Here is a 24068-nt window from a genome sequence, read left to right as displayed (position 1 = left end):
CGGCCTAGCCGCCGCGAATCTCGACCCAGGCTTCGTCGCGCAGCTTGCGCAGCCAGAGCTCGGTCTCCTGCTCCAGCTTGCTGGCGCGGATCGCCTGGATGGCGCGGCGCCGCTTCACTTCGTCCGTGGTGTCGCGTTCCTGGCGGTCCTCGAGCAGGATGATGTGCCAGCCGAATGGGGAACGGAACGGTTCGCTGAGTTCGCCGGGCTGCAGTTCGGCGAGCACCGCCTCGAATTCCGGCACGAAGGTGCCCGGTGGGTTCCAGCCCAGGTCGCCGCCGCGGGTTGCGGAGCCGGGGTCTTCCGATTCGATCATGGCGATGTCGGTGAACGACTCGCCGGCCAGCACGCGGTCCCTGATCTCCTCCAGCTGGCTGCGCACGGTGGCGTCGTCCAGCACCTCGTTGGTGGTGATCAGGATATGGCGCGCACGCGTCTGCACTTCGAGCACCGTATCGTCGCCGCCCCGGGTCTCGTTGACGCGGAAGATGTGGAACCCGCTGCTGCTGCGCACGGGCTCGCTGATCTCGCCCGCAGACAGGCCCTGGATGGCCGGGGCGAACTGCTGCGGCAGCTGCGCGCCCTGGCGCCAGCCGAGCCTGCCGCCCGACAAGGCCTGCTGCCCGGCGGATTCCGCCACCGCCATGGCAGCGAAGTCCTCGCCGCCGAGCAGGCGGGCGTGGATGTCACGGGCGCGAGCCTCGACTTCGGCGACCTGCGCCTGCGTGGCGTCTGCCGGGAGCGCGACCAGGATCTGGGAGATGTCGTAGTCGATCTGGTTGCCGCGGTTGGCTTCGTACTGTTCCAGCCAGCGCTCGATCTCCCGTTCCGATACCGCGATGCGCGCCATCACGTCCCGCTGGCGCAGCGCATCGATCACCATTTCGCGACGCAGCTGATCGCGGAACTCGCTGTAGTCGATGCCGTCGGCGGCCAGTGCTGCCGGCATTTCGGAGAAATTGAAGCCGTTGCGCTCGGCCACCCGGGCCAGCGCAATGTTGAGCTGCTCGTCGCTGATACTGATGCCGAGCCGCTCCGCGCGCTGCATCTGCACCTGCTGCACGATCAGGCTCTCCAGGATCTGCTCGCGCAGCACCGATTCGGGTGGCGCCGCCGTGCCCTGTTCCTGCAGGCGGCGCGTCACCATCGCTACCTGGGTTTCCAGCTCGGAGCGGAGCACGACGCCGTCGTCGACCAGGGCGACGATGCGGTCCAGCAACACGCCGGAATCGCTCAACGTAGCCGCGCGCGGCGCGTCGGCGAGGCCGGACAGGCAGGCGAGAAGCAGGATAAATCGCAATAAATCCAGTCGCATAGAATTAGGGTTGGTCGTAGGCGGAGTAGCCTAGGATATCACTCTCGTAGCGGCGCCTTGCACTCTGGCCGCCGAGGCCCTTGAACTCGACCTGCAGGCGAATGGCGTTATCGGTGCTGCCGTCGCGACGGCTGACCTGCTCGGTGGCCGCGAAGCGTATGGCCCAGCAGCAGCTCTCGTATTGCACGCCGAGGACCTGGTCCACGGTGGTCTTGTCGCGCAGGGAGTATTCCAGCGCGGTGACGAAGCTCCAGCGGTCCGACAGCGGCCAGCCCATGGAGAAGGCGATGTCTTCCAGCAGGTCCGGCCGGTAGCGATAGGCGAGGTTGACCACGCGGTTGGGCGCGGGCTGGTACTGCAGCCGGAACTGCGCCAGCCGCGTGGTGTCGCTGACGTTGTCCCACTGGTAGCCGATATCGGCGTTCCAGTTGTTGAACAGGCCGAGGCCGAGCTCGAGCACGATGGGCGAACTGCCTGCAGTCTGCAGGCTTTCGCCCGGCAGCGTCACGCGCGGGTCCTCGAAGTACCACGCCTTGCCGATGGCGGCAGTGAGGAACTCGCGGCCCGACCCGGTTTCGAGCAGGCGGGTGGTGACGCCGAAGCTGAGCTGGTTGGTGTCGCCGAGACGGTCGGCGCCGAGATAGCGGTTGGGCCGGAACAGCTGCACGTAGTTGAAGTCGGGGCGGCCGCTGTCGAACAGTGGCTGGTCCTCCTGGTCGCGGAACGGTATGTAGGCGTAGAGGACGCGCGGTTCCAGGGTCTGTACGAATCGCCCCGACGACAAGGGGCGTTCAAAGCGCAGGCCGGAGTCCACGCTCAGGATGGGCGCGACGTATCCGGGCGCATCGTCCGCCCCGGGGGTCTCGCCGCTGAGGGCGTACTGCACCATGCGCAAACGCGCGGCAGGGGTAAAAAAGAACCCCGGGGCCTCGACCGGCAGGCTGATTTCGGGTTCCAGCATCGCGCGCGCGCCCTCGGGCCCCACGCCGCGCGTGAAGCCGGCGGCCTCTGAGCGCAGCCGCAAGTCCATCCCGAGCGGCCCGTCCAGCCACAGGCCGTCGGCGACCAGCTGCGGCATGCGTGCATAGGGGCGCTCGTCCTCCGGGATGTCCAGGTCGAGCGTACGGAAGTTCTGCGCCCGCGCGGTGATGCGCCAGGTCGGGCCGGCGTAGTCCACCTGAAGGCGCCGTTCGACGTGGGTGCGGCTGGTGACCGCCGGGGACTCGCCCAGATTCTGGAAATAATCGGTGTCTGAGACGTCCTCGAGCTCGGCCGTGAAGCGCCAGCCATTATCGAGCCGTGTCAGGTGCGACAGGTTGAACCAGACCCGGGGACTCTGCTCCGGCACCTCGCTGTCGCGATGCAGGTAGTCCAGCCTGATCGCGCCCCGGCTCTCCGGCCTCAGGTAGCGGAAATGGTTGTCGAGCTTGAGGCCGCGGTCCGACAGGAACACCGGCGTGAGGAGGTGGTCGTAGTTCGGTGCCAGGTTGAAGTAGAAGGGTGCGCTGATCTCCAGGCCGTTGCGCGTGGACTGGCCGAATTCCGGCACCAGGAACCCGGTCTTGCGGCGGTTCGACAGCGGAAAGGACAGGTAGGGCAGGTAGGCGACGGGTGCGCCGAAGAAGCGCAAAGTGACGTTGTCGGCTTCGCCGATCTCGTCGCTGGTGTCGAGTTTCAGCTCGCCGATGCTCAGCAGCCAGTCAGGGTCGTCCCCCGGGCAGGTGGTGTACGTCACGTCATCCATGCGGATGCGGCCGTTGCCGCGTGCCCGGATGGTGTCCGCACCGCCGCTCGCCGGCCGGGCAGGGAGCCGGTAACGGTTCCCTGTCAGGATGGCCGTGCCTTCGCCGGGAAGGTACTCCAGCCGGTCGGTCTCGACCTCGAGGCCAGGCTGCGTGAAGCGCGCGCCGTCGACCGCCAGGACCCGGCCCTCGGCCCGGTTCCAGGTGGCGCCTTCGGTCTCGAGTCGCTGGTTGCCTCGTTGCACCACCACGCCGCCGCTGAAAACCGAATCGCCCGCCGTGTTCAATTCGGCCCGGTCGGCCGAGACTTCGATCGGGGTCGATTTGTCCAGCGGCTCGAACTCCACCGGCTCCGGCACCGGGCACACAGGCGCGGCGCCGAGCGGCGCGCTGCCCATGAGAATCGCTAGAAAGGCCAGGAGACGGGGCATCAGGCTGTCCGGGTGAGACTGGCTAACATGGCATACTTTCGCCGCAGGATTCCATTATCGCGGCTGGACGGCCGACGGGGGAAATAGCTTGAAAGCGATGGTGCTCGCGGCCGGCCGCGGCGAGAGGATGCGCCCACTCACCGACCGCATGCCGAAGCCCCTGCTGCCGGTGGGCGGCGAGCCGCTGGTCGGCCACCAGCTGCGCATTCTCGCGGCGGCAGGATGCCGTGAGGTGGTGATGAATTGCGCCTGGCTGGGCGAGGTGCTGCGCGCAGCGCTGGGCGACGGCAGCCGCTGGGGTGTCGACATCACTTATTCTCCCGAACCCTGGCCGGCGCTCGACACCGGCGGGGGCATCTTCCAGGCGCTCCCGCTGCTCGGCCCGGAGCCTTTCCTGCTGGTCAACGGCGACGTGTGGTGCGAGTGGTCGCCGTCGGCGTTGCAACTGGAACACGGCATGCTGGCCCAGCTGCTGCTGGTGCCGAATCCGCCGCACAACCCGGGCGGCGATTTCGCGCTCGAGCAGGGCAGGGTCGTGCCGGGCGGGGAGCTGCGCCATACCTATGGCGGCATCGCCCTGCTGCATCCCGAGCTGTTTGCGGACTGCAGCCCCGGTCGTTTCCCGCTGGCGCCCTTGCTGCAGGAAGCGGCGGCCCGGGGCAAGGTGAGCGGGGTGCTGCACGAGGGGGCCTGGCTCGACGTCGGTACGCCCGAGCGGCTTTACGCGCTGCAGGCCAGGCTGGCGGAATCCTGAAGCTCGGCCAGCAGGGCCTGCTCGAGGTCGTCGGCCACGGTGTCGAACGGCACTGCGACCCCGAGATCGGCCAGCTGGGTCACCTCCAGGCCGCTGAAGCCGCAGGGGTTGATGCGCCGGAAAGGCTCGAGGTCCATGTCCACGTTCAGCGCCAGCCCGTGGTAGCTGCAGTTGCGCCGGATGCGCAGGCCGATGCTCGCAAGTTTTTTTTCGCCGACGTACACGCCCGGTGCTGCGCGGTCGCCGCGCGCCTCTATGCCGTAGGCGCCGACGCAGCGGATCACGGCGCGCTCCAGAGCGCACACCAGCGCCCTGACGCCCAGCCCGCTGCGACCGAGGTCGAGCAGCGGGTAGACCACCAGCTGCCCCGGGCCGTGATAAGTCACCTGGCCGCCGCGATCGACCTGCACCACCGGGATCTCGCCCGGCGCCAGCAGGTGCGCCCGGCTGCCGTTCAGGCCCAGCGTGAACACCGGGGGATGCTGCAGGAGCCAGATCTCGTCCGGCTGGTCGGGCCCGCGGGTATCCGCCAGCGCCTGCATGCGGCGCCAGGTCGGCTCGTAATCGACCATGCCGAGCCGCCGCACCACCGGCGCCTGCATCACAGCACCATCAGCACGCGCTCGTGCGCGCTGAGCTCGGCGTAGATGGCGTCCAGCTGGGACTTGCTTTGTGCGCGCACGACCACGGTGAGGGCGACGAAGTTGCCATCCCGGCTGAGGCGTTCGCTGACGCGCAGGTCGGGACCCGGGCCGGCATGGCTCTCCACCAGTCCGGTCACCAGGGTCGCGAAGTCATCGGCCTTCCGGCCCATCACCTTGAGCGGGAAGTCGCAGGGGAACTCGAGCAGCGTGTCGTCGCTCATTCGAACCAGAGCTGGACCGAGTGGAGGGCGCGCCGCAACAGGCCGCCTTCGGCGACGTGCGCGAGGGGGTAAAGCTGCAGGTCGGCGAGGGACTCTCCCTCGAGCGTCAGCCGCAGCCGTCCGACCGCGTCGTCCGGGGCCACCGGTGCGACCAGGGGCGTCTGCAGCTCCATCGTGGCCTCGATGAGCTCGTAGCGGCCGCGCGGCAGCGTGACCCACAGGGCTTGCTGCAGGCCCAGGGGCAGCTCCTCGACCTCGCCTTTCCACAGCCGCGCGGTGGTGACGGGCTCGCCCGCGGCGTAAACGCGGTGACTCTCGAAGAAGCGGAAGCCCCAGTTCAGCAAGGCCTGGGTGGCATCGGCCCTCGCCTTGTCGCTGCTGGTGCCGAGCAAGACCGAGATCAGGCGCATGTCGCCGCGCTCGGCGGAGGAGACCAGGCAATAGCCCGCGGCGTCGGTCATGCCGGTCTTGATGCCGTCGACGCTGGGATCGCGCCACAGCATCTTGTTGCGATTGCGCTGCGTGATCTCGTTGTAGGTGTACTCGCGCTCCGAATACAGCGAGTAGAACTCGGGGAACTCGCGGATGATGGCCGCCGCCAGCAGCGCGATGTCGCGCGCGGAGCTGTAGTGGTCCTCCGCGGGCAAGCCTGTGGCATTGCGGAAGTTGGTGTTGCGCATGCCGAGGCGCCGTGCGTACTCGTTCATGAGCTGGGCGAAGGCCGCTTCGGTGCCCGCGGTATGCTCCGCGAGGGCCACCGAGGCGTCGTTGCCGGACTGGATGATCATGCCGCGGATCAGCTGGTCGATGCGCACGCGCGTGCCGACCTCGATGAACATGCGCGAGCCGCCGGTGCGCCAGGCGCGCTCGCTCACCGTCACCATGTCGTCCAGCGCCATCTCTCCCTTGCGCAGCTCGCTGAATACCGCGTAGGCGGTCATCAGCTTGGTGATGCTGGCCGGGTCCATGCGCTCGTCCGCGGCGTTCTCCGCGAGTACCGCGCCCGAGTTGAAATCCACCAGGATGTGGGCCCGGGCCGCCACTGCGGGGGCCGCGGGCACCGGCGGCAGCATGGCCGGTTCGGCTTGCGCGGAGGCATGCAGCGGGGCGAGCAGGAGGGGCAGGGCGAGGCAGAGGGCGGTGATCAGGCGCATGGAATCCTTTGGCGGCCGGTTGCCGGCGGGTTGTGGGGGGAATGGACGGAAATCTTACACCGTCCGGCCGCGAGGGTCAGTCCGAGGACAGGTGCGCGTCATCGATGCCCAGCGCGCGCACGGCCGCGAGCATGCGCTCGATCTCGTCCACGGTGGCGAGCGGGCCGATGCGCACGCGGTAGACGGTGCGGCGCAGGCTCCTTTCGTGATGCGTAACCACCTCGTCGATGCCCTGCTCGGCGAGCCGGGCCTGGAGCCGGGCGGCATTGCCGGCATCAGAGAAGGCGCCCACCTGCAGCCACACCGGCTCCGCTTCCGCGGGCGCGGCTTCCCGCGGCGGGGCCACGGCGGCAGTGGTGCCCGCCTCGGGACCGATCACCTCGATGTCCACCAGCGCGGTGCCGTCGTTGTGCATGCCGAGGCGCACCGCGGCGGCGTAGGACAGGTCGATGATGCGGTCGCCGACGAAGGGGCCGCGGTCGTTGACGCGCACGATGACGCTGCGGCCGTTGTGCACGTGGGTGACGCGCACGTAGCTCGGCAGCGGCAGCGTCTTGTGTGCCGCCGTCATGGCGTACATGTCGTAGGGCTCGCCGCTGGAGGTCAGGCGGCCGTGGAACTTGGTGCCGTACCAGCTCGCGACGCCGCGCTCGCGGTGGCCTGCAGCGTCCTTCATGACGTAGTAGCGCCGTCCCATGACCTCGTAGACGGGCGGGTTGCCACGCGCGCTGCGCGGCTCTGCACGCGGCACGGCGTCCGGAACCCCGCTGACGTCGCGGGGTCGCGCCGGCGCCGCGTCCTGGTCCACGGGGGTCGTGCCGCAACCGCCCAGCGCCGCGGCCAGGACGAGCAGGCCGGCGAGTGCGCCGCGACGGCGCACGCCGCGGCTAGCCGGCATCGACGCCGGCCTCGACGCGGCTGCGCACGGCCTGGCCGAGCTCGTGCACGGCCAGGGCGTACATCAGGCTGCGGTTGTAGCGCGTGATGACGTAGAAATTGTGGAAGCCAGCCCAGTACGCGGTGCCGTCCTCGCGCTCCTGCGCGAACAATCCCGCAGCGGCGTCGGGATCTGCCGGGGCGGGGCCGGCCAGGCCGATGCCGGCCTGCCACAGTGCGCCCACGGTCGTGTTCGCCGACAGGCCCTGGTGCGCCAGCGGCGCCGGGTCGCTGCCGCCCGGCACGGCCGGTGCGACGACCGGCTCCCCGGGACGCCAGCCATGCACGCGGAAGTAGTTGGCGACGCTGGCGAGGATGTCTTCCTTGCTCTCCCACAGGTCCACGCGCCCGTCGCCGTTGCCGTCCACGGCGTAGGCGCGGTAACTGGAGGGAATGAACTGCGGCAGGCCCATGGCGCCGGCGTAGGAGCCGACCGGGCCGTCGATCTCGAGCCCCTGCTCGCTCGCCAGCAGGATGAACTGCTCCAGTTCCTTGCTGAAGAATGCGCTGCGCGGCGGGTACTCGAAAGCCAGCGTGGCGAGTGCGTCCAGCACGCGGTAGCGGCCCAGGATGCGACCGTAGTAGGTCTCTACGCCGATGATCCCGACCAGCATTTCCTCCGGCACGCCGGACTCCGCGGCCACGCGTTCGAGCTGGTCGCGGTGCTGGCGCCAGAACTCGGCGCCCGCGGCGATCCGCTCCTCGGTGATGAAGATCTTGCGGTACTCGTGCCACGGCCGCACGCGTTCCGCCGGGCGGCTGATGGCCTCGATGATGGGCGGCTGGATGCGGGCGAGGCCCAGCACGGCGCGCACTGCGTCGGGCTCCAGGCCATGGCGCTCCTGCGCACCCTCGATGAAGGCGCGCACGTCGTCGCGCGCCAGGTCGAGCGGCTGCTCCGCGGACGCCGCCGCGGGCCCGAGGCCGGCCGCCAGGCCGACGCAGCAAAAGAGTTGCAGTAAACGGTTCACCTGGCGAGCAAGTTCCGGTGGCCTTGGACGGACATGAGCATACCGAAACCCGCCATGAGGGTCACCATGGACGTGCCGCCGTAGCTCACCAGCGGCAGCGGCACGCCGACCACCGGCAGCAGGCCCGTCACCATGCCCGTGTTGACGAACACGTAGACGAAAAAGGTCAGGCTGATGCTGCCGGCGAGCAGGCGGCCGAAAGTGTCCTGGGCCTGCAGGGCGATGTAGAGGCCGCGGCCGATGATGAACAGGTAGGCCGCGATGAGCAGCGCCAGGCCGATGAGCCCGAACTCCTCGCCCAGCACCGCGAAGATGAAATCCGTCGAGCGCTCGGGGAGGAACTCCAGCTGCGCCTGGCTGCCGTTGCCCCAGCCCTTGCCGAACAGGCCGCCCGAGCCGATGGCGATCTTGGACTGGATGATGTGGTAGCCGGCCCCGAGCGGGTCCGACTCGGGCTGCAGGAAGGTCAGCACCCGGCGGCGCTGGTAATCGTGCATGAAATACCACAGCACTGGTGCGAGCGCGGCGCCCAGGGCGCCGAGCAGCACGATCATGCGCACGCGCAGCCCGCCGAGCAGGACCACCAGGATGCCCGAGCTGGCCACCAGCAGGGCCGTGCCCAGGTCGGGCTGGCGCGCGATCAGGAACGCCGGCACCACCACCATCAGCAGCAGCACGCACAGTTCCAGAAACCGCGGCGGCAGCGGCCGGTCGTGCAGGTACCACGCCGCCATCATCGGCACCGCCAGTTTCATCATCTCCGAGGGCTGGAAGCGCACCACGCCGAGGTCCAGCCAGCGCTGCGCGCCCTTGCCCATATCGCCGAAGAACAGCACGGCGAACAGCAGTCCTAGCCCGATGACGAACATCCACGGTGCCCACAGGCGCAGGATCTTCGGCGGCAGCTGGGCGATGACGAGCATGACGCCGAAGGCGACGCCAAGGCGCACCAGCTGGCGCACGAGCAACCCCTGGTCCTGGCCGCCGGCGCTCCACAACACCACCAGGCCGAAGGCCGTTACCGCGAGCAGCCCCGTGAGCAGCGGCGCGTCGAGCTTGAGCGCGGCCATGATGCGGGCGCCGAGCCCGAGCGACTGCTTGTCACCGAAAACCGATGAAGACACGGCCACGTCAGTCGCCCTCCCTGCCGAGCCAGTTGTCGATCAGCGTGCGTGCGATCGGCGCCGCCGCGGCGCTGCCGCTGGCACCGTTCTCCACCAGCACCGCGATGGCAATGCGTGGATTCTCCGCCGGGGCGAACGCGACGAACAGGGCGTGCGGCCGATGCCGCTCCTCGACCTTGTCTTCGTCGTATTTTTCGCCCTGGGCGATCCCGACCACCTGCGCCGTGCCGGTCTTGCCGGCGATGGTCCACGGGGAGTCGACGCCGATGGCGCGCGCCGTGCCGCGAGCGCCGTGCACCACGGCGACCATGGCATCGATGGCTTCCTCGACCTGCGCCGGCGCCAGCTGGAGCGGCGGCAGGGGCTCGGGAGCGAATTCCTCGCGCGCGCCGCTCAGCGGCTCCTCCACCGCGGCCAGCAGGGTGGGGCGAAAACCCTGCCCGCGGTTGGCCAGGATGGCGGTGGCCTGTGCCAGCTGCATGGGCGTCGCGAGCATGTAGCCCTGGCCGATGCCGGTGATCACGGTTTCGCCGGGGAACCAGACCTGGTCCTGCGGGCGACTGAAGGCGCTGCGCTTCCAGTCGCGCGACGGCAAGAGCCCGGCCCGTTCGCCGGGGATGTCGATCCCCGTCTCCGCGCCGAGGCCGAACAGTGCGAGGAACTCGTGCATGCGGTCGATGCCGAGCGTCACGGCGAGGCGGTAGTAGTAGACGTCGCAGGACTGGGCGACCGAGTCCTCGAGGTCGATCGAGCCGTGTCCCTCGCGCTTCCAGTCGCGGTAGCGGTGCGAGTGGTTCGGCAGGCTGAACCAGCCGGGGCACCACACCGTGTCCAGCGGCGTGGTGACGCCGTAGTGCAGGCCGGCGAGCGCCAGGATCGGCTTGATGGTGGAGCCCGGCGGGTACTGGCCGCGCAGCGCGCGGTTGAACATGGGCTGGTCGATGTCGTCCTGCAGCGCGCGGTACAAGGGCGCCGGGATGCCCATGCTGAACAGGTTGGGGTCGTAGCCGGGCATGCTGGCGAACGCCAGGACATGGCCGTTGCGCGGGTCGAGCGCCACCACCGCGCCGCGCCGCTCGCCCAGCGCTTCCTCCGCCGCCGCCTGCAGTTCCAGGTCGAGCGTGAGGTAGACGTTGCGTCCCGGCACGGCGTCGTTGCGCTCGAGTTCCTGCAGCGCGCGCCCCTGGGCGTTCACCAGCACCTGCCGGAACCCCGTGGTGCCGTGCAGCAGGTCCTCCCAGGCGCGCTCGGCACCCACCTTGCCGGTCTGCGCGGTGCCGGCGTAATTCGCGGTGTCCAGTCTTTTCAGGTCCTGCTCGCTGATGGCGCCGACATAGCCTACGGCGTGGGCAGCGACTGCGCCGAGCGGGTAGCGGCGCGCCAGCCTGGCCTGGATGTCCACGCCGGTGAAGCGCGGGCGGTGCACGGCGAAGCGGGCCGCCTCCTCGTCGCTCAGCCGGGCGCGCAGGATGGCGGGCTCGAAGCGCCGCTGGCTCCTGACCTGGTTGTGAATGCGCGGCAGGTCCTCGCTGCGCACCAGGTCCAGCTCGACCAGGCCGTCCAGCGTGGCCTGGAGGTCCTTCACCTGCTCGGGCACGAGTTCCAGCTGGTACACGGGCTGGTTCTCGGCCAGCGCACGGCCGGCGCGGTCGAACAGCAGCCCGCGCACCGGCGGCACCGGCTCGAGCCGCACGCGGTTGCCTTGCGAAAGGCGGCTGAAATGCTCGAAGTGCACCACCTGCAGGTCGACCAGCCGGTACATGAGCAAGCCGGCGAGCAGCGTGACGATCACCCCCGCGGCGATGATCCGGCCGAGGAACATGCGCTGTTCGCGCCAATGGTCCTTGAGGCGGTCGATACTCATGCCTGCATGCGCAGCTGGAAGCGCAGGCGATCGAGGATGGCAGTGAGCAACGGCCAGGCGATCGCCGCCGCCGCGACCGGCGTCAGTCGCTGCCAGCCCAGCACGGCGTCCCCGGCCACGCCGTCGACCCAGAACACCAGGAACTGGTGCGCCAGCACCATCGCGGTCACGGCCATGGCCTGCTGCCAGGGCGGAAACACGCGCAGCCGCAGGTGAAAGTACAGCGTGATCCAGACCGCGGCCGTCATCGCCAGCGCATGCTGCCCGAGCACGCCGCCCTTGAGGACGTCGAGCACCAGGCCGGCGACCCACGCCAGCGCGAGGCCGTAGCGCCGCGGATAGGCCAGCACCCAGTAGATCGCCACCAGCGCCAGCCAAGGCGGGCGCCAGGCGGCCAGTTCGGCCGGCAGCGGCGCGACTTCCAGCGACATCGCCACCAGCAGCGAAATCATCACCGGCCAGTGCCGCACGCGTCCGGCCGGGCTCACGGGTTATCCCCGCGCGGCGCTGTGCCGGACGGCTCCGCCGTGGTCTCGGCCTCCGTATCGGGCTCGGTGTCGGCCGCGGTGGCGGCTTCATCCTCGGCCGTATCGGCGGGTACGGCGAGGGGCTCTGCTTCGCCGCCTTCCCACAGCAACAGCACCTGCCGGCTGCGGTTCAGTGCTGCCGTCGGTTCCGCCTCGATGCGGGCGAAGGATTCGCCGGGCCGCCGCTCGACCCGGGTCACGCGGGCCACCGGGTAGCCGTGCGGGAAGGCATCGCCCAGGCCGGAGGAGACCAGCAGGTCGCCGACGCGCACGTCGGCGCTGTTGGGCAGGAAGGGGAGCTCGACGCGGCTCACGTCGCCGACGCCGAGCGCTACAGTGCGCAGCCCGTTGCGGATCAGTTCCACGGGCGTGGCGTGGCTCGGGTCGCTGATCAGGATGGCCTCGGCGCCGAGCGGGTCGACCCGTATGACCTGGCCCACGATACCGTCTGCATCCACCAGCGCCTGGCCGGCGTAGACGCCGGCGTACTCGCCGCGGTTGATGGCGATGCGATGCCGGTAGGGATCGAGGTCCACCGCGAGGATCTCGGCCACCTGGACACGATCAGCGAGCTTGGCGGGGGAATCCATCAGCGCCCGCAGCCGCGCGTTCTCGGCCTCGAGCGCGACCATCTGCTGCAGGTGGACCCGCTGGCGCAGGCTCTCCGCGCGCAGCGAGCTGTTTTCCTCCAGCAGCCGGGCGCGCTCCGCCAGGGATTCGCGCGCCCAGAGGAACGCTGCCGAGGGCATGTCGACCAGCACGCGAATGGGGTAGACGGCCACCGAGAGCGCGCGCCGCACGGAGTCCATGTGGCCTTCGCGGTGGTCGAGGAACATCAGCGCCACGGACAACACCACGAGCAGCACCGCGCGGGTGCCCAGCGAGGGCCCGCGGTCGAACAGCGGCTTGTTGTCGGACGGGGTGAAAGGGCTCACGGCAGGCTCTGGGCTGACCGCGGCCTATTGTGGACTGCTGCGTGGGGCCTTGGCCAGCGCCTCACTCGATGCCGAACAGGCCGGGGCCGTGCTGGTCCAGCAGCTCCAGCACCTTGCCTCCGCCCAGCGCCACGCAGGTCAGCGGGTCGTCGGCGATCACCACCGGCAGGCCGGTCTCTTCCATCAGCAGCTTGTCCAGGTCGCGCAGCAGCGCACCGCCGCCGGTGAGCACGATACCGCGGTCGGCGACGTCGGCGCCGAGCTCGGGGGGCGTCTGCTCCAGCGCCGCCTTGACCGCGCCGACGATGCCCTGCAGGGGCTCCTGCAGTGCTTCCAGTATCTCGTTGGAATTCAGCGTGAAGCTGCGCGGCACGCCTTCCGAGAGGTTGCGGCCGCGCACCGAGATTTCGCGCACTTCCTGGCCGGGGTAGGCGGCGCCGATCTCGTGCTTGATGCGCTCCGCGGTGGCCTCGCCGATGAGGATGCCGTAGTTGCGGCGCACGTAGCTCATGATGGCCTCGTCGAAGCGGTCGCCGCCGATGCGCACGGAGGCGGCGTAGACGATGCCGTTGAGCGAGATCACCGCCACTTCCGAGGTGCCGCCGCCGATGTCCAGCACCATCGAGCCGCGCGCCTCGCCGACCGGCATGCCGGCGCCGATCGCTGCGGCCATGGGCTCCTCCACCAGGTAGACCTTGCGGGCGCCCGCGCCCTCGGCCGACTCGCGGATGGCGCGGCGCTCCACCTGGGTGGAGCCGTAGGGCACGCACACCAGCACGCGCGGGCTGGGGCGGAAATAACGGCTGCCGTGGGCCTTCTTGATGAAATGCTGGAGCATCTTCTCGGTGACGGTGAAGTCGGCGATGACGCCGTCCTTCAGCGGCCGGATGGCCGTGATGTTGCCGGGGGTGCGGCCGAGCATCATCTTTGCCTCCGCGCCCACGGCCTGCACGGTGCGGCCGCCGCGCGCGGTCTCCTCCCGGATCGCGACCACGGACGGCTCGTCCAGCACGATGCCGCGGCCACGCACGTAGATCAGCGTGTTGGCCGTGCCCAGGTCGATGGACAGGTCGTTGGAGAAATATCCGCGGAGATTCTTGAACATAGGTTGACCGAGCAGGGACCAGTGAGGGGGCGACGGGGCGGCGCGCGGCGTCCGGCGGGGCCGGGGTGCACAAGCACCTAAATCTAGCAACGGGGGCGACTTCGGGCAAGCGCAACGGTATCATTGACGACTTGCCCGCACACCTGTGCAGAGCTTTCAGGAGACCCGCATGAAGTTGAGCCGCGACGAGGTCGAGTCCATTGCGCACCTCGCCAGGCTGGGCATCTCCGGCGAGGAAGTGCCCACCTATGTCGACAACCTGTCCCGGATCATCGATTTCGTACAGCAGCTGGAACGCGCCGATACCGAGGGCGTGACGCCCATGGCGCACCCGCTCAACATGACGCAGCCCCTGCGCCAGGACGTCGTGACGGAAAGCGACCAGCGCGACCTCTACCAGCAGAACGCCCAGGCCGTCGAGGCCGGGCTGTACCTGGTCCCCAAGGTCATCGAGTAAGCAGGGAGCGCGGATCTATGCATGCCATGACCCTGGCGCAGATGGCGCGCGGTCTTGCCGCCGGCGAGTTCAGCAGCGAGGAACTGGTGCGCCACCTGCTGGCGCGGATCGGCGCGCTCGACGGCGAGCTCAACGCCTTCGTCACGCTCACCGGCGACGCCGCCCTCGAGGCCGCCCGCGCGGCCGACGCCGCCCGCGCTGCAGGCACGGCGGGGCCGCTGGCCGGGTTGCCCATCGCCCACAAGGACATTTTCTGCACCGCGGGCGTGAAGACCAGCTGTGGCTCGCGCATGCTCGACAACTTCGTCGCGCCCTACGACGCCACGGTTGTCGAGCGCCTGCGCGAGGCCGGCGTGGTCATGCTGGGCAAGACCAACATGGACGAGTTCGCCATGGGCTCGTCGAACGAGACCAGCTGGTACGGCCCGGTGCGCAACCCCTGGGACACGGCGCGCGTGCCGGGCGGCTCGTCCGGCGGCTCCGCGGCCGCGGTGGCGGCGCGCCTGGTGCCGGCGGCGACCGGCACCGACACCGGCGGCTCCATCCGCCAGCCGGCGGCGCTGACCGGGATCACCGGCATCAAGCCGACCTACGGGCGGGTGTCCCGCTACGGCATGATCGCTTTCGCCTCGAGCCTCGACCAGGCCGGGCTGCTGACGCAGACGGCGGAGGATGCGGCGCTGCTGCTGGGCGCGATGTCAGGCCACGATCCGCGCGACTCCACCTCGGTCGACGCCCCGGTGCCCGACTACGTCGCCGGCCTGGACGCGCCGCTCGACGGCCTCCGCATCGGGCTGGTGGAACAGTTCATGGACGAGGGCCTGGATGCCGAGAACGCGGCGGCGATCGAGGCGGCGCTCAAGGTCCTGGAACAGCTCGGCGCCACCGTGCAGCGCGTCAGCCTGCCGAACATCGGCCTCTCGGTGCCGACCTACTACGTGGTCGCGCCGGCCGAGTGCTCGTCCAACCTGTCGCGTTTCGACGGCGTGCGCTTCGGCTACCGCGCCGCCCGGCCGCGCGACCTCGAGGACCTGTACAAGCGCAGCCGCGGCGAGGGTTTCGGCCCGGAGGTCAAGCGCCGCATCATGACCGGCACCTACGTGCTCTCGGCGGGCTACTACGACGCCTATTACCTGAAGGCGCAGCGCGTGCGGCAGCTCATCGCCGCCGACTTCCACCGCGCCTTCGAGGACGTCGACGTCATCGTCGGGCCCACGTCGCCGACGCCGGCCTTCGCGCTGGGCGCCAAGGTGGACGACCCGGTGACCATGTACCTGAACGACATCTACACCATCGGCGTGAACCTGGCCGGGCTGCCGGGGCTCTCGGTGCCCTGCGGCTTCGTCGACGGGCTGCCGGTGGGACTGCAGATCGTGGGCCGGGCCTTCGACGAGGGGCGGATCCTCAACGTCGCGCACCGCTTCCAGCAGGCCACCGACTGGCATGCGCAGGCGCCCGGCGGCGCCTTCGCCTGAGGAACGAGCACATGGAATGGGAAACCGTCATCGGGCTGGAGATCCACGCCCAGCTCGCCACCCGGAGCAAGATCTTCTCCGGCGCCTCCACCGCCTACGGCGCCGCGCCGAACACGCAGGCCTGCCTGGTCGACCTGGGCTATCCCGGCGTCCTGCCGGTGCTGAACAACGGCGTGGTGCGCATGGCCATCGCCTTCGGCCTGGCCACGGAATCCAGCGTGGCTGCGCGCTCGGTGTTCGCGCGCAAGAACTACTTCTATCCCGACCTGCCCAAGGGTTACCAGATCAGCCAGTACGAACTGCCCATCGTGCATGACGGGCGCATCGAGATCCGGCTCGAGGACGGCGCCCGCAAGACGGTCGGCATCACCCGCGCGCATCTCGAGGAGGACGCCGGCAAGTCCCTGCACGAGGACTTCCACGGCCAGTCGGGCATCGACCTGAACCGAGCCGGCACGCCGCTGCTGGAGATCGTGTCCGAGCCCGACCTGCGCTCGGCGAAGGAAGCCGTGGCCTACATGAAGGCCATCCACCAGCTGGTGCGCTACCTCGGCATCTGCGACGGCAACATGCAGGAAGGCTCGTTCCGCTGCGACGCCAACGTCTCCGTGCGGCCCTTCGGGCGGCACGAGTTCGGCACCCGCACCGAGACCAAGAACCTCAACTCCTTCCGCTACGTCGAGCGCGCCATCCTGTTCGAGGTGGAGCGCCAGATCGACATCCTCGAGTCCGGCGGCAAGGTGGTGCAGGAAACGCGCCTCTACGACCCGGACAAGGACGAGACGCGCCCGATGCGCAGCAAGGAAGAGGCGAACGATTACCGCTATTTCCCGGATCCTGACCTGTTGCCGCTGGAAATCGGCCCGGAGCAGGTCGAGGCGGTGCGCGCCGAGCTCCCCGAGCTGCCGTGGCACAAGCGCGAACGCTTCGTCGCGGCGTACGGCCTGTCGGACTACGACGCCGGCGTGCTCAGCGCGGGCCGGGCCGTGGCGGATTACTTCGAGAACGTCGCCGCGGGCCTGGACGACAAGAAGCTCGCCGCCAACTGGGTCATGGGCGAGCTCGCCGGTGCCCTCAACAAGGCCGGCCTCGATGTGTCTGCCAGCCCGGTGAAGGCGGACGCGTTTCTCGGACTGCTGCGCCGGATCGAGGACCAGACCATCTCCGGCAAGATCGCCAAGGAAGTGTTCGAGGCCATGTGGAACGGCGAGGGCGACGCCGACGCCGTGATCGAGGCGCGCGGGCTGAAGCAGATCACCGACACAGGCGCGCTCGAGGACGTGGTACGCGAAGTCATCGCGGCGAACCCGGGGCAGCTGGAGCAGTACCGGTCCGGCAAGGACAAGCTGTTCGGCTTTTTCGTCGGCCAGGTGATGAAGGCCACGGGCGGCAAGGCCAACCCGGCGCTGGTGAACGAGTTGCTGAAGAAGCTGCTGGCCGGTTGATGAGCGGCGGCGACGCGCTGCGGCGCTTCATGTTCGAGGACTTCCCGGTCCGCGGCCAGCTGGTGCGGCTCGAGGACAGCTGGCGCGAGGTGCTGGCACGCCAGGAATACCCGCCGGCCGTGCGCAGCCTCTTGGGCGAGGCCATGGCGGCCTGCGTGCTGCTGGCCTCGACGCTGAAGTTCGACGGCCTCCTGACCATGCAGATCCAGGGCGAAGGCGTCCTGAGCCTGCTGGTGGTCCAGTGCAGCAGCGATCTTGCCGTGCGCGGGCTGGCCAAGTGGGAGGGCGACGACCCGCAGGGCTCGCTGGCCGAGCTCACCGGCCACGGCCGCCTCGCCATCACCATCGAGCGCCGGTCCGGTCGCGAGCGCTACCAGGGCATCGTGCTGGCCGACACCGACACCCTCGCCAGCTGCCTGGACGGGTATTTTGCGCAGTCCGAGCAGCTGCCGACCCGGCTCTGGCTGGCCGCGGACGGCAGCGGGGCGGCCGGGATGCTGTTGCAGCAGCTTCCCGTCGGCGAGAGCCGCGCCGAGGAAGACACGGACGGCGATGCAGACGGCTGGCAGCGCGTCGGGCTGCTGGGCGACACGCTGACCGCGGAAGAGCTGCTCGGCCTGGAGCCGCGCCAGCTGCTGCGACGCCTGTTCCACGAAGACGACCTGCGGCTGGCCGATGAGCGCGCGGTCAGTTTCCGCTGCAGCTGCACCCGCGACCGCGTGGAATCCGCCCTGCGCCTGCTCGGCCGGGACGAGCTGGACGAGCTGCTCGCCGGAGAGGGACGGATCGAGGTGCGCTGCGAATTCTGCAACGCCGCCTACGAGCTCGACCGGGTCGACGTGGCGCGGCTGCTGGCCGACCAGGACGCCGTGCCGCCGCAGTCAGACCGCTTGCACTAGCCGGCGGCGGGCGGTTCGACGCGGGCCACGAACTCCCCTGAAAAGCGCGCCGCCGCGCTTTCCCCCGACGTGCCGATGTCGACCGCCACCATGAGCCGGGCACGTCCCTCTGTGGCCAGCCGGTTGCGGAAGGCCGCCACTGTCTCGGCCTCCGGCCAGGCAGCGGTGGCGATCAACTCGCCTTCCACCGGCGCCAGGAAGCGCATGCGGCACTCGCGGATGACCACCCTGGGGGCGCCGTGGCCTGCTGCGGCGACGAGGGTCACCGCCCAGCCCGCGAGGGTGGCGAGCCCCTGGAGGCTGCCGCCGAAGGCCGTGCCGACGTGGTTGCGGTTTGGCGCCAGGGGCGCGGCAAGCAGCAACCCGGCGCGGTCCAGCCGGCGGATTTCCACCTGCATGGCCTGCGCCAGGGGGATGCGTTGCGACCACAGCGCCTGCAGCCGCTGCCGCCATTCGCGGGCCGAGTTCTCGTCGAGCATGTTGAAGCCTATATAACGATATGTTTATATGCGCACACCATGATTTCCGTCGCAAGCTCATCCATGCAGCCGGTGCTGGAGGCCTTCAAGGCCCTGGCCGATCCCAGCCGGTTGCGCCTGCTTGCGCTCTGCGCCCGCGGCGAGCTTACCGTGACCGAGCTTACCGAGGTGCTGGGGCAGAGCCAGCCGCGCGTCTCGCGGCACCTCAAGGTGCTGTGCGGGGCGGGATTGCTGGACCGCTTTCGCGAGCAGAACTGGGTGTACTACCGCGTCCCGCTCGGCGGCCCCGGCGCGGAAGTGGCGCGCGCGCTGTTGCGGCTGGTGCCGGCAAGCGATGCCGCGCTGCGGCTCGACCGCGAGCGCCTCGACCGGGTGCTGGCGCGCCGCGCGGAGCAGTTGCGCGGGCGCGCGATGGATGCAGCGACGCCGACCCCGGCCGGCGTGGACGCGCGCATCATCGACCTGATGGCGGGGGAGCACCTGGGCGAGCTGCTGGACATCGGCACCGGCACCGGCCGCATGCTGCGGCTGCTGGGCGTGAATGCAGATTCGGCGGTCGGCATCGACATCTCGCGCGAAATGCTGGTGCTGGCGCGCAGCAACCTGCACGCGGCCGGCCTCGACCACCTCTCCGTGCGCCAGGGCAACATGTACCAGCTGCGCTTCGCCGACGCGAGTTTCGACACCGTCACCATCGACCAGGTGCTGTACCAGGCGGAGCAGCCGGACGAGGTGTTGCGCGAGGCCGCTCGCGTCCTGCGTCCCGGCGGTCGCCTGCTGCTGGTCGAGTACCTCACCGGCGCAGGCGCCACGCCTGCCTCGTCCGGCGCCGCGATCCCGCTGGACCAGGACCGGCTCGCGACGTGGTGCGTGCGAGCCGGACTGCGCCAGGAAGTCGTCGAGCAACTGCCCGCGAGCCCGTGGCCGCTGCTCGTGTCCATTGTCCGCCGGCCCGGCGCCCAGCGCGTCGCGGCCGCCTGAAGCCAGGGAGTCCCGGCGTTGAGTTCACCGCACATCAGGTTTTCTTTCGAGTTTTTTCCGCCCCGCGACGCGGCGATGGAAGAACGGCTGTGGCAGACCGTGGCCCGGCTGGCGCCGCTGCAGCCATCGTTCGTCTCCGTCACCTACGGCGCCGACGGGTCCACGCGCGAGCGCACGCACGACATCGTCACGCGCATTCATGCCGAGACCGGGCTCGTGAGCGCGCCGCACCTGACCTGCGTCGGGTCCACGCGCGAAGAGGTGCTGGAGATCGCCCGGCGCTACTGGGACGCGGGTATTCGCCACATCGTCGCCCTGCGCGGCGATCCGCCCAAGGGCAGCACGCATTACACGCCGCACCCCGGCGGCTTCGCCTACGCCGCGGACCTGGTCGCCGGCCTGCGCAGCATCGGCGATTTCGAGATCTCGGTGGCCGCCTACCCGGAGGTGCATCCTGAGGCCGGGAGCGCCCAGGCCGACCTCGACAACCTGAAGCGCAAGGTGGACGCCGGCGCGGCGCGGGCGATCACCCAGTTCTTCTTCGACCCGGCGGCATTCCTGCGCTTTCGCGACGCCGCAGCCGCGGCCGGCATCAGCGTGCCGATCGTGCCCGGCATCCTGCCCATCACGCGCTTCCCGCAGATCACCAAGTTCGCTGCCGCCTGCGGCGCCAGCATCCCCGACTGGCTGCGGGAGCGCTTCGCCGGCCTGGAAGACGACGCGGACACGCGCGCGCTGATCTCGGCCAGCGTGGCCATCGACATGGTCGAGACCCTGCGTCGCCACGGCGTGCAGGATTTCCATTTCTACACCCTGAATCGCGCCGGGCTGGTGTACGCCATCTGCCACTGCCTTATGCAGGGGCCGGCGCCGCAGGTGGCGTATGCCTGAGCAGCGCGCGCGACATCGCCAGCCGGACCGGAGCGCCGAGCTGGCCGAGCTGATGCGCCGGCGCATCCTGCTGCTGGACGGCGCCACCGGGACGCTGATGCAGGAGCGCAAGCTGGTCGAGGCGGATTTCCGTGGCGAGCGCTTCGCGGCCCACCCGTCGGACCTGAAGGGCAACTTCGACCTGCTGTGCCTGGTGCGGCCCGATATCGTCGCCGACGGACACCGGGCCTACCTGGACGCCGGCGCCGACGTCATCGAGACCAACACCTTCAGCGCCACAGCGATCGCCCAGGCGGATTACGGGCTGGAGTCGGCGGTGGCGGACATCAACTATGCCGCGGCGCGCATCGCGCGCGAGTGCGCCGATGCGGCCGCCGCCGACGGGCGCCCGCGCTTCGTCGCCGGCGTGCTGGGGCCGACCAACCGCACCGCCTCGATCTCGCCCGACGTCACCGACCCCGGCAAGCGCAACGTGCGCTTCGACCAATTGGTCGCGGCCTATCGCGAGGCCGCGCTGGCGCTGGCCGACGGCGGCGCCGACATCCTCATGGTCGAGACCGTGTTCGACACGCTCAACGCGCGCGCCGCGCTGTATGCGCTCGACGCCATGTTCGAGGAGGAGGGCTTCCGCCTGCCGGTCATGGTCTCGGGCACTATCACCGACGCCTCCGGCCGCACGCTCTCCGGACAGACGGTCGAGGCCTTCTGGAATTCCGTTCGGCATGCCCGCCCGCTGGCGGTGGGCTTCAACTGCGCCCTCGGCGCCGAGCAGCTGCGGCCGCACGTCGAGGAGCTGTCCGGTCTCGCCGACACCTTCGTCAGCGTGCACCCGAACGCCGGGCTGCCGAACGCTTTCGGCGGCTACGACCAGGACGCCGCCACCATGGCGGCGCTGATCGGGGAATTCGCCGACAGCGGCTTCGTCAACATCATCGGCGGCTGCTGCGGCACCCGTCCCGAGCACATTGCCGCGCTGGCCGAGGCGGTGCGCGGCAAGCCGCCGCGCGTCATCCCGCAACGGCCGCCGGCCTGCCGCCTGAGCGGCCTGGAGGCGCTGAACATCACGCCCGAGTCGCTGTTCGTGAACGTGGGCGAGCGCACCAACGTCACCGGCTCGGCGCGCTTCCGCAAGCTCATCGAGGCGGGCGACTACGCGGCGGCGGTCGACGTGGCGCGCCAGCAGGTGGACAGCGGCGCGCAGATCGTCGACGTCAACATGGACGAGGGGATGCTCGACTCCGAGGCGGCGATGCAGACCTTCCTCGACCTGCTGGCGGCCGAACCCGACGTGGCGCGCGTGCCGGTGATGATCGACTCCTCGAAGTGGTCGGTGCTGGAAACCGGCCTGAAGTGCCTGCAGGGCAAGCCGGTGGTGAACTCCATCAGCCTCAAGGAAGGCGAGGAGACGTTCCTTGGCCAGGCCCGCGAGATCCGCCGCCACGGCGCCGCCGTCATCGTCATGGCCTTCGACGAGCAGGGCCAGGCGGAGACGCTGGAGCGGCGGCTGGAGATCTGTCGCCGTTCCTGGCGGCTGCTCACAGAGACCATCGGCTTCCCGGCCGAGGACATCATTTTCGATCCGAACATCTTCGCTGTCGCCACCGGCATCGAGGCGCACGACCGCTATGCGCTGGACTTCATCGAGGCCACGCGCGCGATCCGCGAGGATCTCGGTGCGTTGATCAGCGGCGGCGTGTCCAACGTCTCCTTCGCTTTCCGCGGCAACGACCGCGTGCGCGAGGCCATGCACTCGGTGTTCCTCTACCACGCCATCCGCGCCGGCATGAGCATGGGCATCGTCAACGCCGGCCAGCTCGCCATCTACGAGGACATCCCGGCCCGGCTGCGCGAGGCCGTCGAGGACGTGATCCTGGCGCGCCGGCCCGACGCCACCGAGCGGCTGCTCACCCTCGCCAACGAGTTCCGCGGTGGGCCGGGCGCGAAGCGCGAGAGCGAGGACCTGGCCTGGCGCGAGTGGCCCGTGATTCGCCGCCTCGAGCATGCGCTGGTGAAAGGTATCGATGAATTCATCGTGGCCGACACGGAGGCCGCGCGCGTGGAACTCGGCCGGCCGTTGGACGTGATCGAGGGCCCGCTGATGTCCGGCATGAACGTGGTCGGCGACCTGTTCGGCGAAGGGAAGATGTTCCTGCCGCAGGTGGTGAAGTCGGCGCGGGTGATGAAAAAGGCGGTGGCGCATCTCGTGCCCTACCTGGAGCAGGAGAAGGAAGCCGACCGGCAGCCGCGCGCCCGCATCATCATGGCGACGGTGAAGGGCGACGTGCACGACATCGGCAAGAACATCGTCGGCGTGGTGCTCCAGTGCAACGGCTTCGAGGTCGTCGACCTCGGCGTGATGGTGCCTTGCGACCGCATCCTCGAGACCGCACGCAAGGAAGGCGCGGACATCATCGGCCTGTCGGGCCTGATCACGCCGTCGCTGGACGAGATGATCCACGTGGCGGCGGAGATGCAGCGGCTCGGCTTCGAGCAGCCGCTGCTGATCGGCGGCGCCACCACCTCGCCGGCGCACACCTCGGTGAAGATCGACCCGGCGTACGCAGGCCCGGTGGTGTACGTGAAGGACGCCTCGCGCGCGGTGGGCGTGGTGCAGCAGCTCATCAGCGTGGAACAGGGCGATGCCTTCCGCGCCAAGGTGGAACAGGAGCACGAGCAGCGCCGCGTCCAGCACAGCCGGCCGCGCAGCAAGGGCCCGCAGTTGAGCCTGGCCGAGGCGCGGGCGAACCGTTTCGACGGCGGCTGGCAGGACTACACGCCGCCCGCGCCGCTGCAGCCCGGCATCCAGGTGCTGGACGATGTGCCACTGGAGACGCTGGTCGAGTACATCGACTGGATGCCTTTCTTCAACGCCTGGGAATTCTCGGGGCGTTTCCCCGCCATCCTGGACGATCCGGAGCGGGGCGAGGTCGCCCGTTCCTTGTACGCCGATGCACGCGAGATGCTCGACCAGCTGGTGCGTGAACGCTGGTTGCGCGCGCGCGGCGTGATCGGCCTGTTCCCTGCCGCCAGCGACGGCGACGACATCCGCGTCTACGCGGGCGAGGATCGCGACGAGGTGCGCCTGGTCCTGCACCAGTTGCGCGAGCAGAAGCGCAAGGCCCCGGGCCAGCCGAACCTGTGCCTGGCCGACTTCGTCGCGCCCGTCGACAGCGGCAGAGCGGACTGGATCGGCGCCTTCGCGGTGACCGCGGGCGAGGGCATCGACGCCCACGTGGCGCGCTTCGAGGCCGAGCACGACGACTACCGCGCCATCCTGCTCAAGGCGCTGGCCGACCGGCTCGCGGAAGCCTTTGCCGAGTACCTGCACCTGAAGGTGCGTCGCGAAACCTGGGGTTATGCGCCCGGGGAGCAGCTCGGCAACCAGGCGCTCATCGCCGAGGACTACCGCGGCATCCGCCCCGCACCGGGGTATCCGGCCTGCCCCGATCACACCGAGAAGGGCACGCTGTGGCAGCTGCTGGACGTGGCGACGCGCACCGGCATGCGCCTGACCGAGCACTACGCCATGATGCCGGCGGCCTCGGTGAGCGGCTGGTACTTCGCCCACCCCGGGGCGCGCTATTTCCAGGTCGGCCGTATCGACCGCGACCAGGTCGAGGACTACGCCGCGCGCAAGGACTGGAGCGTCGCCGAGGCCGAGCGCTGGCTGGCGCCGATCCTTGGTTACACGCGTTCCGCCGCATGATTTAATGGCGCC

Annotated in this window: 21 protein-coding genes; 8 read left to right on the top strand and 13 right to left on the bottom strand. The window is 69.8% G+C overall.

Annotation, left to right across the window (positions count from 1 at the left end):
- Positions 1 to 4: 4 nt before the first annotated feature.
- Together G8346_RS08695 and G8346_RS08690 are read right to left on the bottom strand one after the other, a co-directional pair.
- The gene (locus G8346_RS08695; RefSeq protein ID WP_166050247.1) at positions 5 to 1300 is read right to left on the bottom strand and encodes a peptidylprolyl isomerase; all 1296 of its coding nucleotides are present in this window, start codon (positions 1298 to 1300) and stop codon (positions 5 to 7) included.
- Positions 1301 to 1319: 19 nt separating this feature from the next.
- Positions 1320 to 3488 (bottom strand): LPS-assembly protein LptD, encoded by a 2169-nt coding sequence (locus G8346_RS08690; RefSeq protein WP_166050244.1) that lies wholly within the window; start codon positions 3486 to 3488, stop codon positions 1320 to 1322.
- Positions 3489 to 3576: 88 nt separating this feature from the next.
- Here G8346_RS08690 and murU point away from each other — a divergent pair, with 88 nt between their 5' ends.
- Positions 3577 to 4242 (top strand): N-acetylmuramate alpha-1-phosphate uridylyltransferase MurU, encoded by a 666-nt coding sequence (gene murU, locus G8346_RS08685; RefSeq protein WP_166050242.1) that lies wholly within the window; start codon positions 3577 to 3579, stop codon positions 4240 to 4242.
- Here the strand turns inward: murU and lipB are convergent.
- The 10 genes from lipB to G8346_RS08635 form a co-directional block, all read right to left on the bottom strand.
- The gene (gene lipB / locus G8346_RS08680; protein WP_166050643.1) at positions 4209 to 4844 is read right to left on the bottom strand and encodes a lipoyl(octanoyl) transferase LipB; all 636 of its coding nucleotides are present in this window, start codon (positions 4842 to 4844) and stop codon (positions 4209 to 4211) included. The two genes, murU and lipB, sit on opposite strands and share 34 nt — an antisense overlap.
- Positions 4844 to 5107: a YbeD family protein gene (locus G8346_RS08675; RefSeq protein ID WP_166050240.1), complete on the bottom strand. Its 264-nt coding sequence runs from the start codon at positions 5105 to 5107 to the stop codon at positions 4844 to 4846. Before G8346_RS08675 ends, lipB begins: the two co-directional genes overlap by 1 nt.
- On the bottom strand, positions 5104 to 6261 hold the full coding sequence (locus G8346_RS08670; RefSeq protein WP_166050238.1) for a D-alanyl-D-alanine carboxypeptidase family protein: 1158 nt from the start codon (positions 6259 to 6261) through the stop codon (positions 5104 to 5106). The genes G8346_RS08675 and G8346_RS08670 overlap by 4 nt, the downstream gene beginning before the upstream one ends.
- A gap of 76 nt (positions 6262 to 6337) precedes the next feature.
- Positions 6338 to 7159, bottom strand: coding sequence for a septal ring lytic transglycosylase RlpA family protein (locus G8346_RS15020; RefSeq protein WP_166050237.1), 822 nt, complete (start codon positions 7157 to 7159; stop codon positions 6338 to 6340).
- A complete protein-coding gene (gene mltB, locus G8346_RS08660; RefSeq protein ID WP_166050235.1) occupies positions 7149 to 8168 on the bottom strand; it encodes a lytic murein transglycosylase B in 1020 nt (339 codons plus the stop codon). Before mltB ends, G8346_RS15020 begins: the two co-directional genes overlap by 11 nt.
- Positions 8165 to 9238 carry a rod shape-determining protein RodA gene (gene rodA, locus G8346_RS08655; protein ID WP_166050641.1) on the bottom strand — a complete coding sequence of 358 codons (1074 nt, stop codon included), beginning with the start codon at positions 9236 to 9238 and terminating at the stop codon, positions 8165 to 8167. Before rodA ends, mltB begins: the two co-directional genes overlap by 4 nt.
- A 61-nt stretch (positions 9239 to 9299) precedes the next feature.
- Positions 9300 to 11156: a penicillin-binding protein 2 gene (gene mrdA, locus G8346_RS08650; protein WP_166050233.1), complete on the bottom strand. Its 1857-nt coding sequence runs from the start codon at positions 11154 to 11156 to the stop codon at positions 9300 to 9302.
- Entirely contained in the window at positions 11153 to 11644 is a 492-nt protein-coding gene (gene mreD / locus G8346_RS08645; protein WP_166050231.1) for a rod shape-determining protein MreD, read from the bottom strand. Before mreD ends, mrdA begins: the two co-directional genes overlap by 4 nt.
- Positions 11641 to 12618: a rod shape-determining protein MreC gene (mreC, locus tag G8346_RS08640; protein WP_166050229.1), complete on the bottom strand. Its 978-nt coding sequence runs from the start codon at positions 12616 to 12618 to the stop codon at positions 11641 to 11643. Before mreC ends, mreD begins: the two co-directional genes overlap by 4 nt.
- 61 nt (positions 12619 to 12679) lie before the next feature.
- Positions 12680 to 13723 (bottom strand): rod shape-determining protein, encoded by a 1044-nt coding sequence (locus G8346_RS08635; protein ID WP_166050227.1) that lies wholly within the window; start codon positions 13721 to 13723, stop codon positions 12680 to 12682.
- A gap of 169 nt (positions 13724 to 13892) precedes the next feature.
- On the opposite strand from G8346_RS08635, the gene gatC reads away from it, so the two are divergent.
- Genes gatC through hslO form a run of 4 tightly spaced genes read left to right on the top strand, consistent with a single transcriptional unit; the run spans position 13893 to position 17999 of the window.
- The gene (gene gatC, locus G8346_RS08630) at positions 13893 to 14180 is read left to right on the top strand and encodes an Asp-tRNA(Asn)/Glu-tRNA(Gln) amidotransferase subunit GatC (protein WP_166050225.1); all 288 of its coding nucleotides are present in this window, start codon (positions 13893 to 13895) and stop codon (positions 14178 to 14180) included.
- Between the two features lie 17 nt (positions 14181 to 14197).
- Positions 14198 to 15655: an Asp-tRNA(Asn)/Glu-tRNA(Gln) amidotransferase subunit GatA gene (gene gatA, locus G8346_RS08625; RefSeq protein WP_166050223.1), complete on the top strand. Its 1458-nt coding sequence runs from the start codon at positions 14198 to 14200 to the stop codon at positions 15653 to 15655.
- 11 nt (positions 15656 to 15666) lie between these two features.
- Positions 15667 to 17100, top strand: a complete 1434-nt coding sequence (gene gatB / locus G8346_RS08620; RefSeq protein WP_166050221.1) for an Asp-tRNA(Asn)/Glu-tRNA(Gln) amidotransferase subunit GatB — start codon at positions 15667 to 15669, stop codon at positions 17098 to 17100.
- Positions 17100 to 17999 (top strand): Hsp33 family molecular chaperone HslO, encoded by a 900-nt coding sequence (gene hslO / locus G8346_RS08615; RefSeq protein ID WP_166050219.1) that lies wholly within the window; start codon positions 17100 to 17102, stop codon positions 17997 to 17999. Before gatB ends, hslO begins: the two co-directional genes overlap by 1 nt.
- Here hslO and G8346_RS08610 read toward each other — a convergent pair.
- Positions 17996 to 18478, bottom strand: coding sequence for a YiiD C-terminal domain-containing protein (locus G8346_RS08610; protein ID WP_166050217.1), 483 nt, complete (start codon positions 18476 to 18478; stop codon positions 17996 to 17998). The two genes, hslO and G8346_RS08610, sit on opposite strands and share 4 nt — an antisense overlap.
- A 39-nt stretch (positions 18479 to 18517) precedes the next feature.
- Between G8346_RS08610 and G8346_RS08605 the strand changes: the two genes are divergently transcribed.
- From G8346_RS08605 to metH, 3 genes are read left to right on the top strand one after another with little or no spacing between them, the layout of a single operon-like run.
- Entirely contained in the window at positions 18518 to 19459 is a 942-nt protein-coding gene (locus G8346_RS08605) for a metalloregulator ArsR/SmtB family transcription factor (protein WP_166050216.1), read from the top strand.
- Positions 19460 to 19477: 18 nt separating this feature from the next.
- Positions 19478 to 20350, top strand: coding sequence for a methylenetetrahydrofolate reductase (gene metF, locus G8346_RS08600; protein WP_370520572.1), 873 nt, complete (start codon positions 19478 to 19480; stop codon positions 20348 to 20350).
- Positions 20343 to 24056, top strand: a complete 3714-nt coding sequence (gene metH, locus G8346_RS08595; protein ID WP_166050214.1) for a methionine synthase — start codon at positions 20343 to 20345, stop codon at positions 24054 to 24056. The genes metF and metH overlap by 8 nt, the downstream gene beginning before the upstream one ends.
- Positions 24057 to 24068: the final 12 nt, after the last annotated feature.

Source organism: Thioalkalivibrio sp. XN279, from assembly GCF_011089885.1.
In the GTDB taxonomy this organism is placed as follows: Bacteria; Pseudomonadota; Gammaproteobacteria; order Steroidobacterales; family XN24; genus XN24.
The sequence above is the reverse complement of the archived record's forward strand: the minus strand, read 5'-3'. Positions and strand labels throughout refer to the sequence as shown.

Coding starts and splice junctions, on each gene's coding strand:
- G8346_RS08675 (WP_166050240.1), bottom strand. CDS start 5,107: ATGAGCGACGACACGCTGCTCGAGTTCCCCTGCGACTTCCCGCTCAAG.
- gatC (WP_166050225.1), top strand. CDS start 13,893: ATGAAGTTGAGCCGCGACGAGGTCGAGTCCATTGCGCACCTCGCCAGG.
- lipB (WP_166050643.1), bottom strand. CDS start 4,844: ATGCAGGCGCCGGTGGTGCGGCGGCTCGGCATGGTCGATTACGAGCCG.
- hslO (WP_166050219.1), top strand. CDS start 17,100: ATGAGCGGCGGCGACGCGCTGCGGCGCTTCATGTTCGAGGACTTCCCG.
- metH (WP_166050214.1), top strand. CDS start 20,343: ATGCCTGAGCAGCGCGCGCGACATCGCCAGCCGGACCGGAGCGCCGAG.
- G8346_RS08670 (WP_166050238.1), bottom strand. CDS start 6,261: ATGCGCCTGATCACCGCCCTCTGCCTCGCCCTGCCCCTCCTGCTCGCC.
- G8346_RS15020 (WP_166050237.1), bottom strand. CDS start 7,159: ATGCCGGCTAGCCGCGGCGTGCGCCGTCGCGGCGCACTCGCCGGCCTG.
- gatA (WP_166050223.1), top strand. CDS start 14,198: ATGCATGCCATGACCCTGGCGCAGATGGCGCGCGGTCTTGCCGCCGGC.
- G8346_RS08610 (WP_166050217.1), bottom strand. CDS start 18,478: ATGCTCGACGAGAACTCGGCCCGCGAATGGCGGCAGCGGCTGCAGGCG.
- mrdA (WP_166050233.1), bottom strand. CDS start 11,156: ATGAGTATCGACCGCCTCAAGGACCATTGGCGCGAACAGCGCATGTTC.
- G8346_RS08690 (WP_166050244.1), bottom strand. CDS start 3,488: ATGCCCCGTCTCCTGGCCTTTCTAGCGATTCTCATGGGCAGCGCGCCG.
- G8346_RS08635 (WP_166050227.1), bottom strand. CDS start 13,723: ATGTTCAAGAATCTCCGCGGATATTTCTCCAACGACCTGTCCATCGAC.
- rodA (WP_166050641.1), bottom strand. CDS start 9,238: ATGGCCGCGCTCAAGCTCGACGCGCCGCTGCTCACGGGGCTGCTCGCG.
- gatB (WP_166050221.1), top strand. CDS start 15,667: ATGGAATGGGAAACCGTCATCGGGCTGGAGATCCACGCCCAGCTCGCC.
- G8346_RS08605 (WP_166050216.1), top strand. CDS start 18,518: ATGATTTCCGTCGCAAGCTCATCCATGCAGCCGGTGCTGGAGGCCTTC.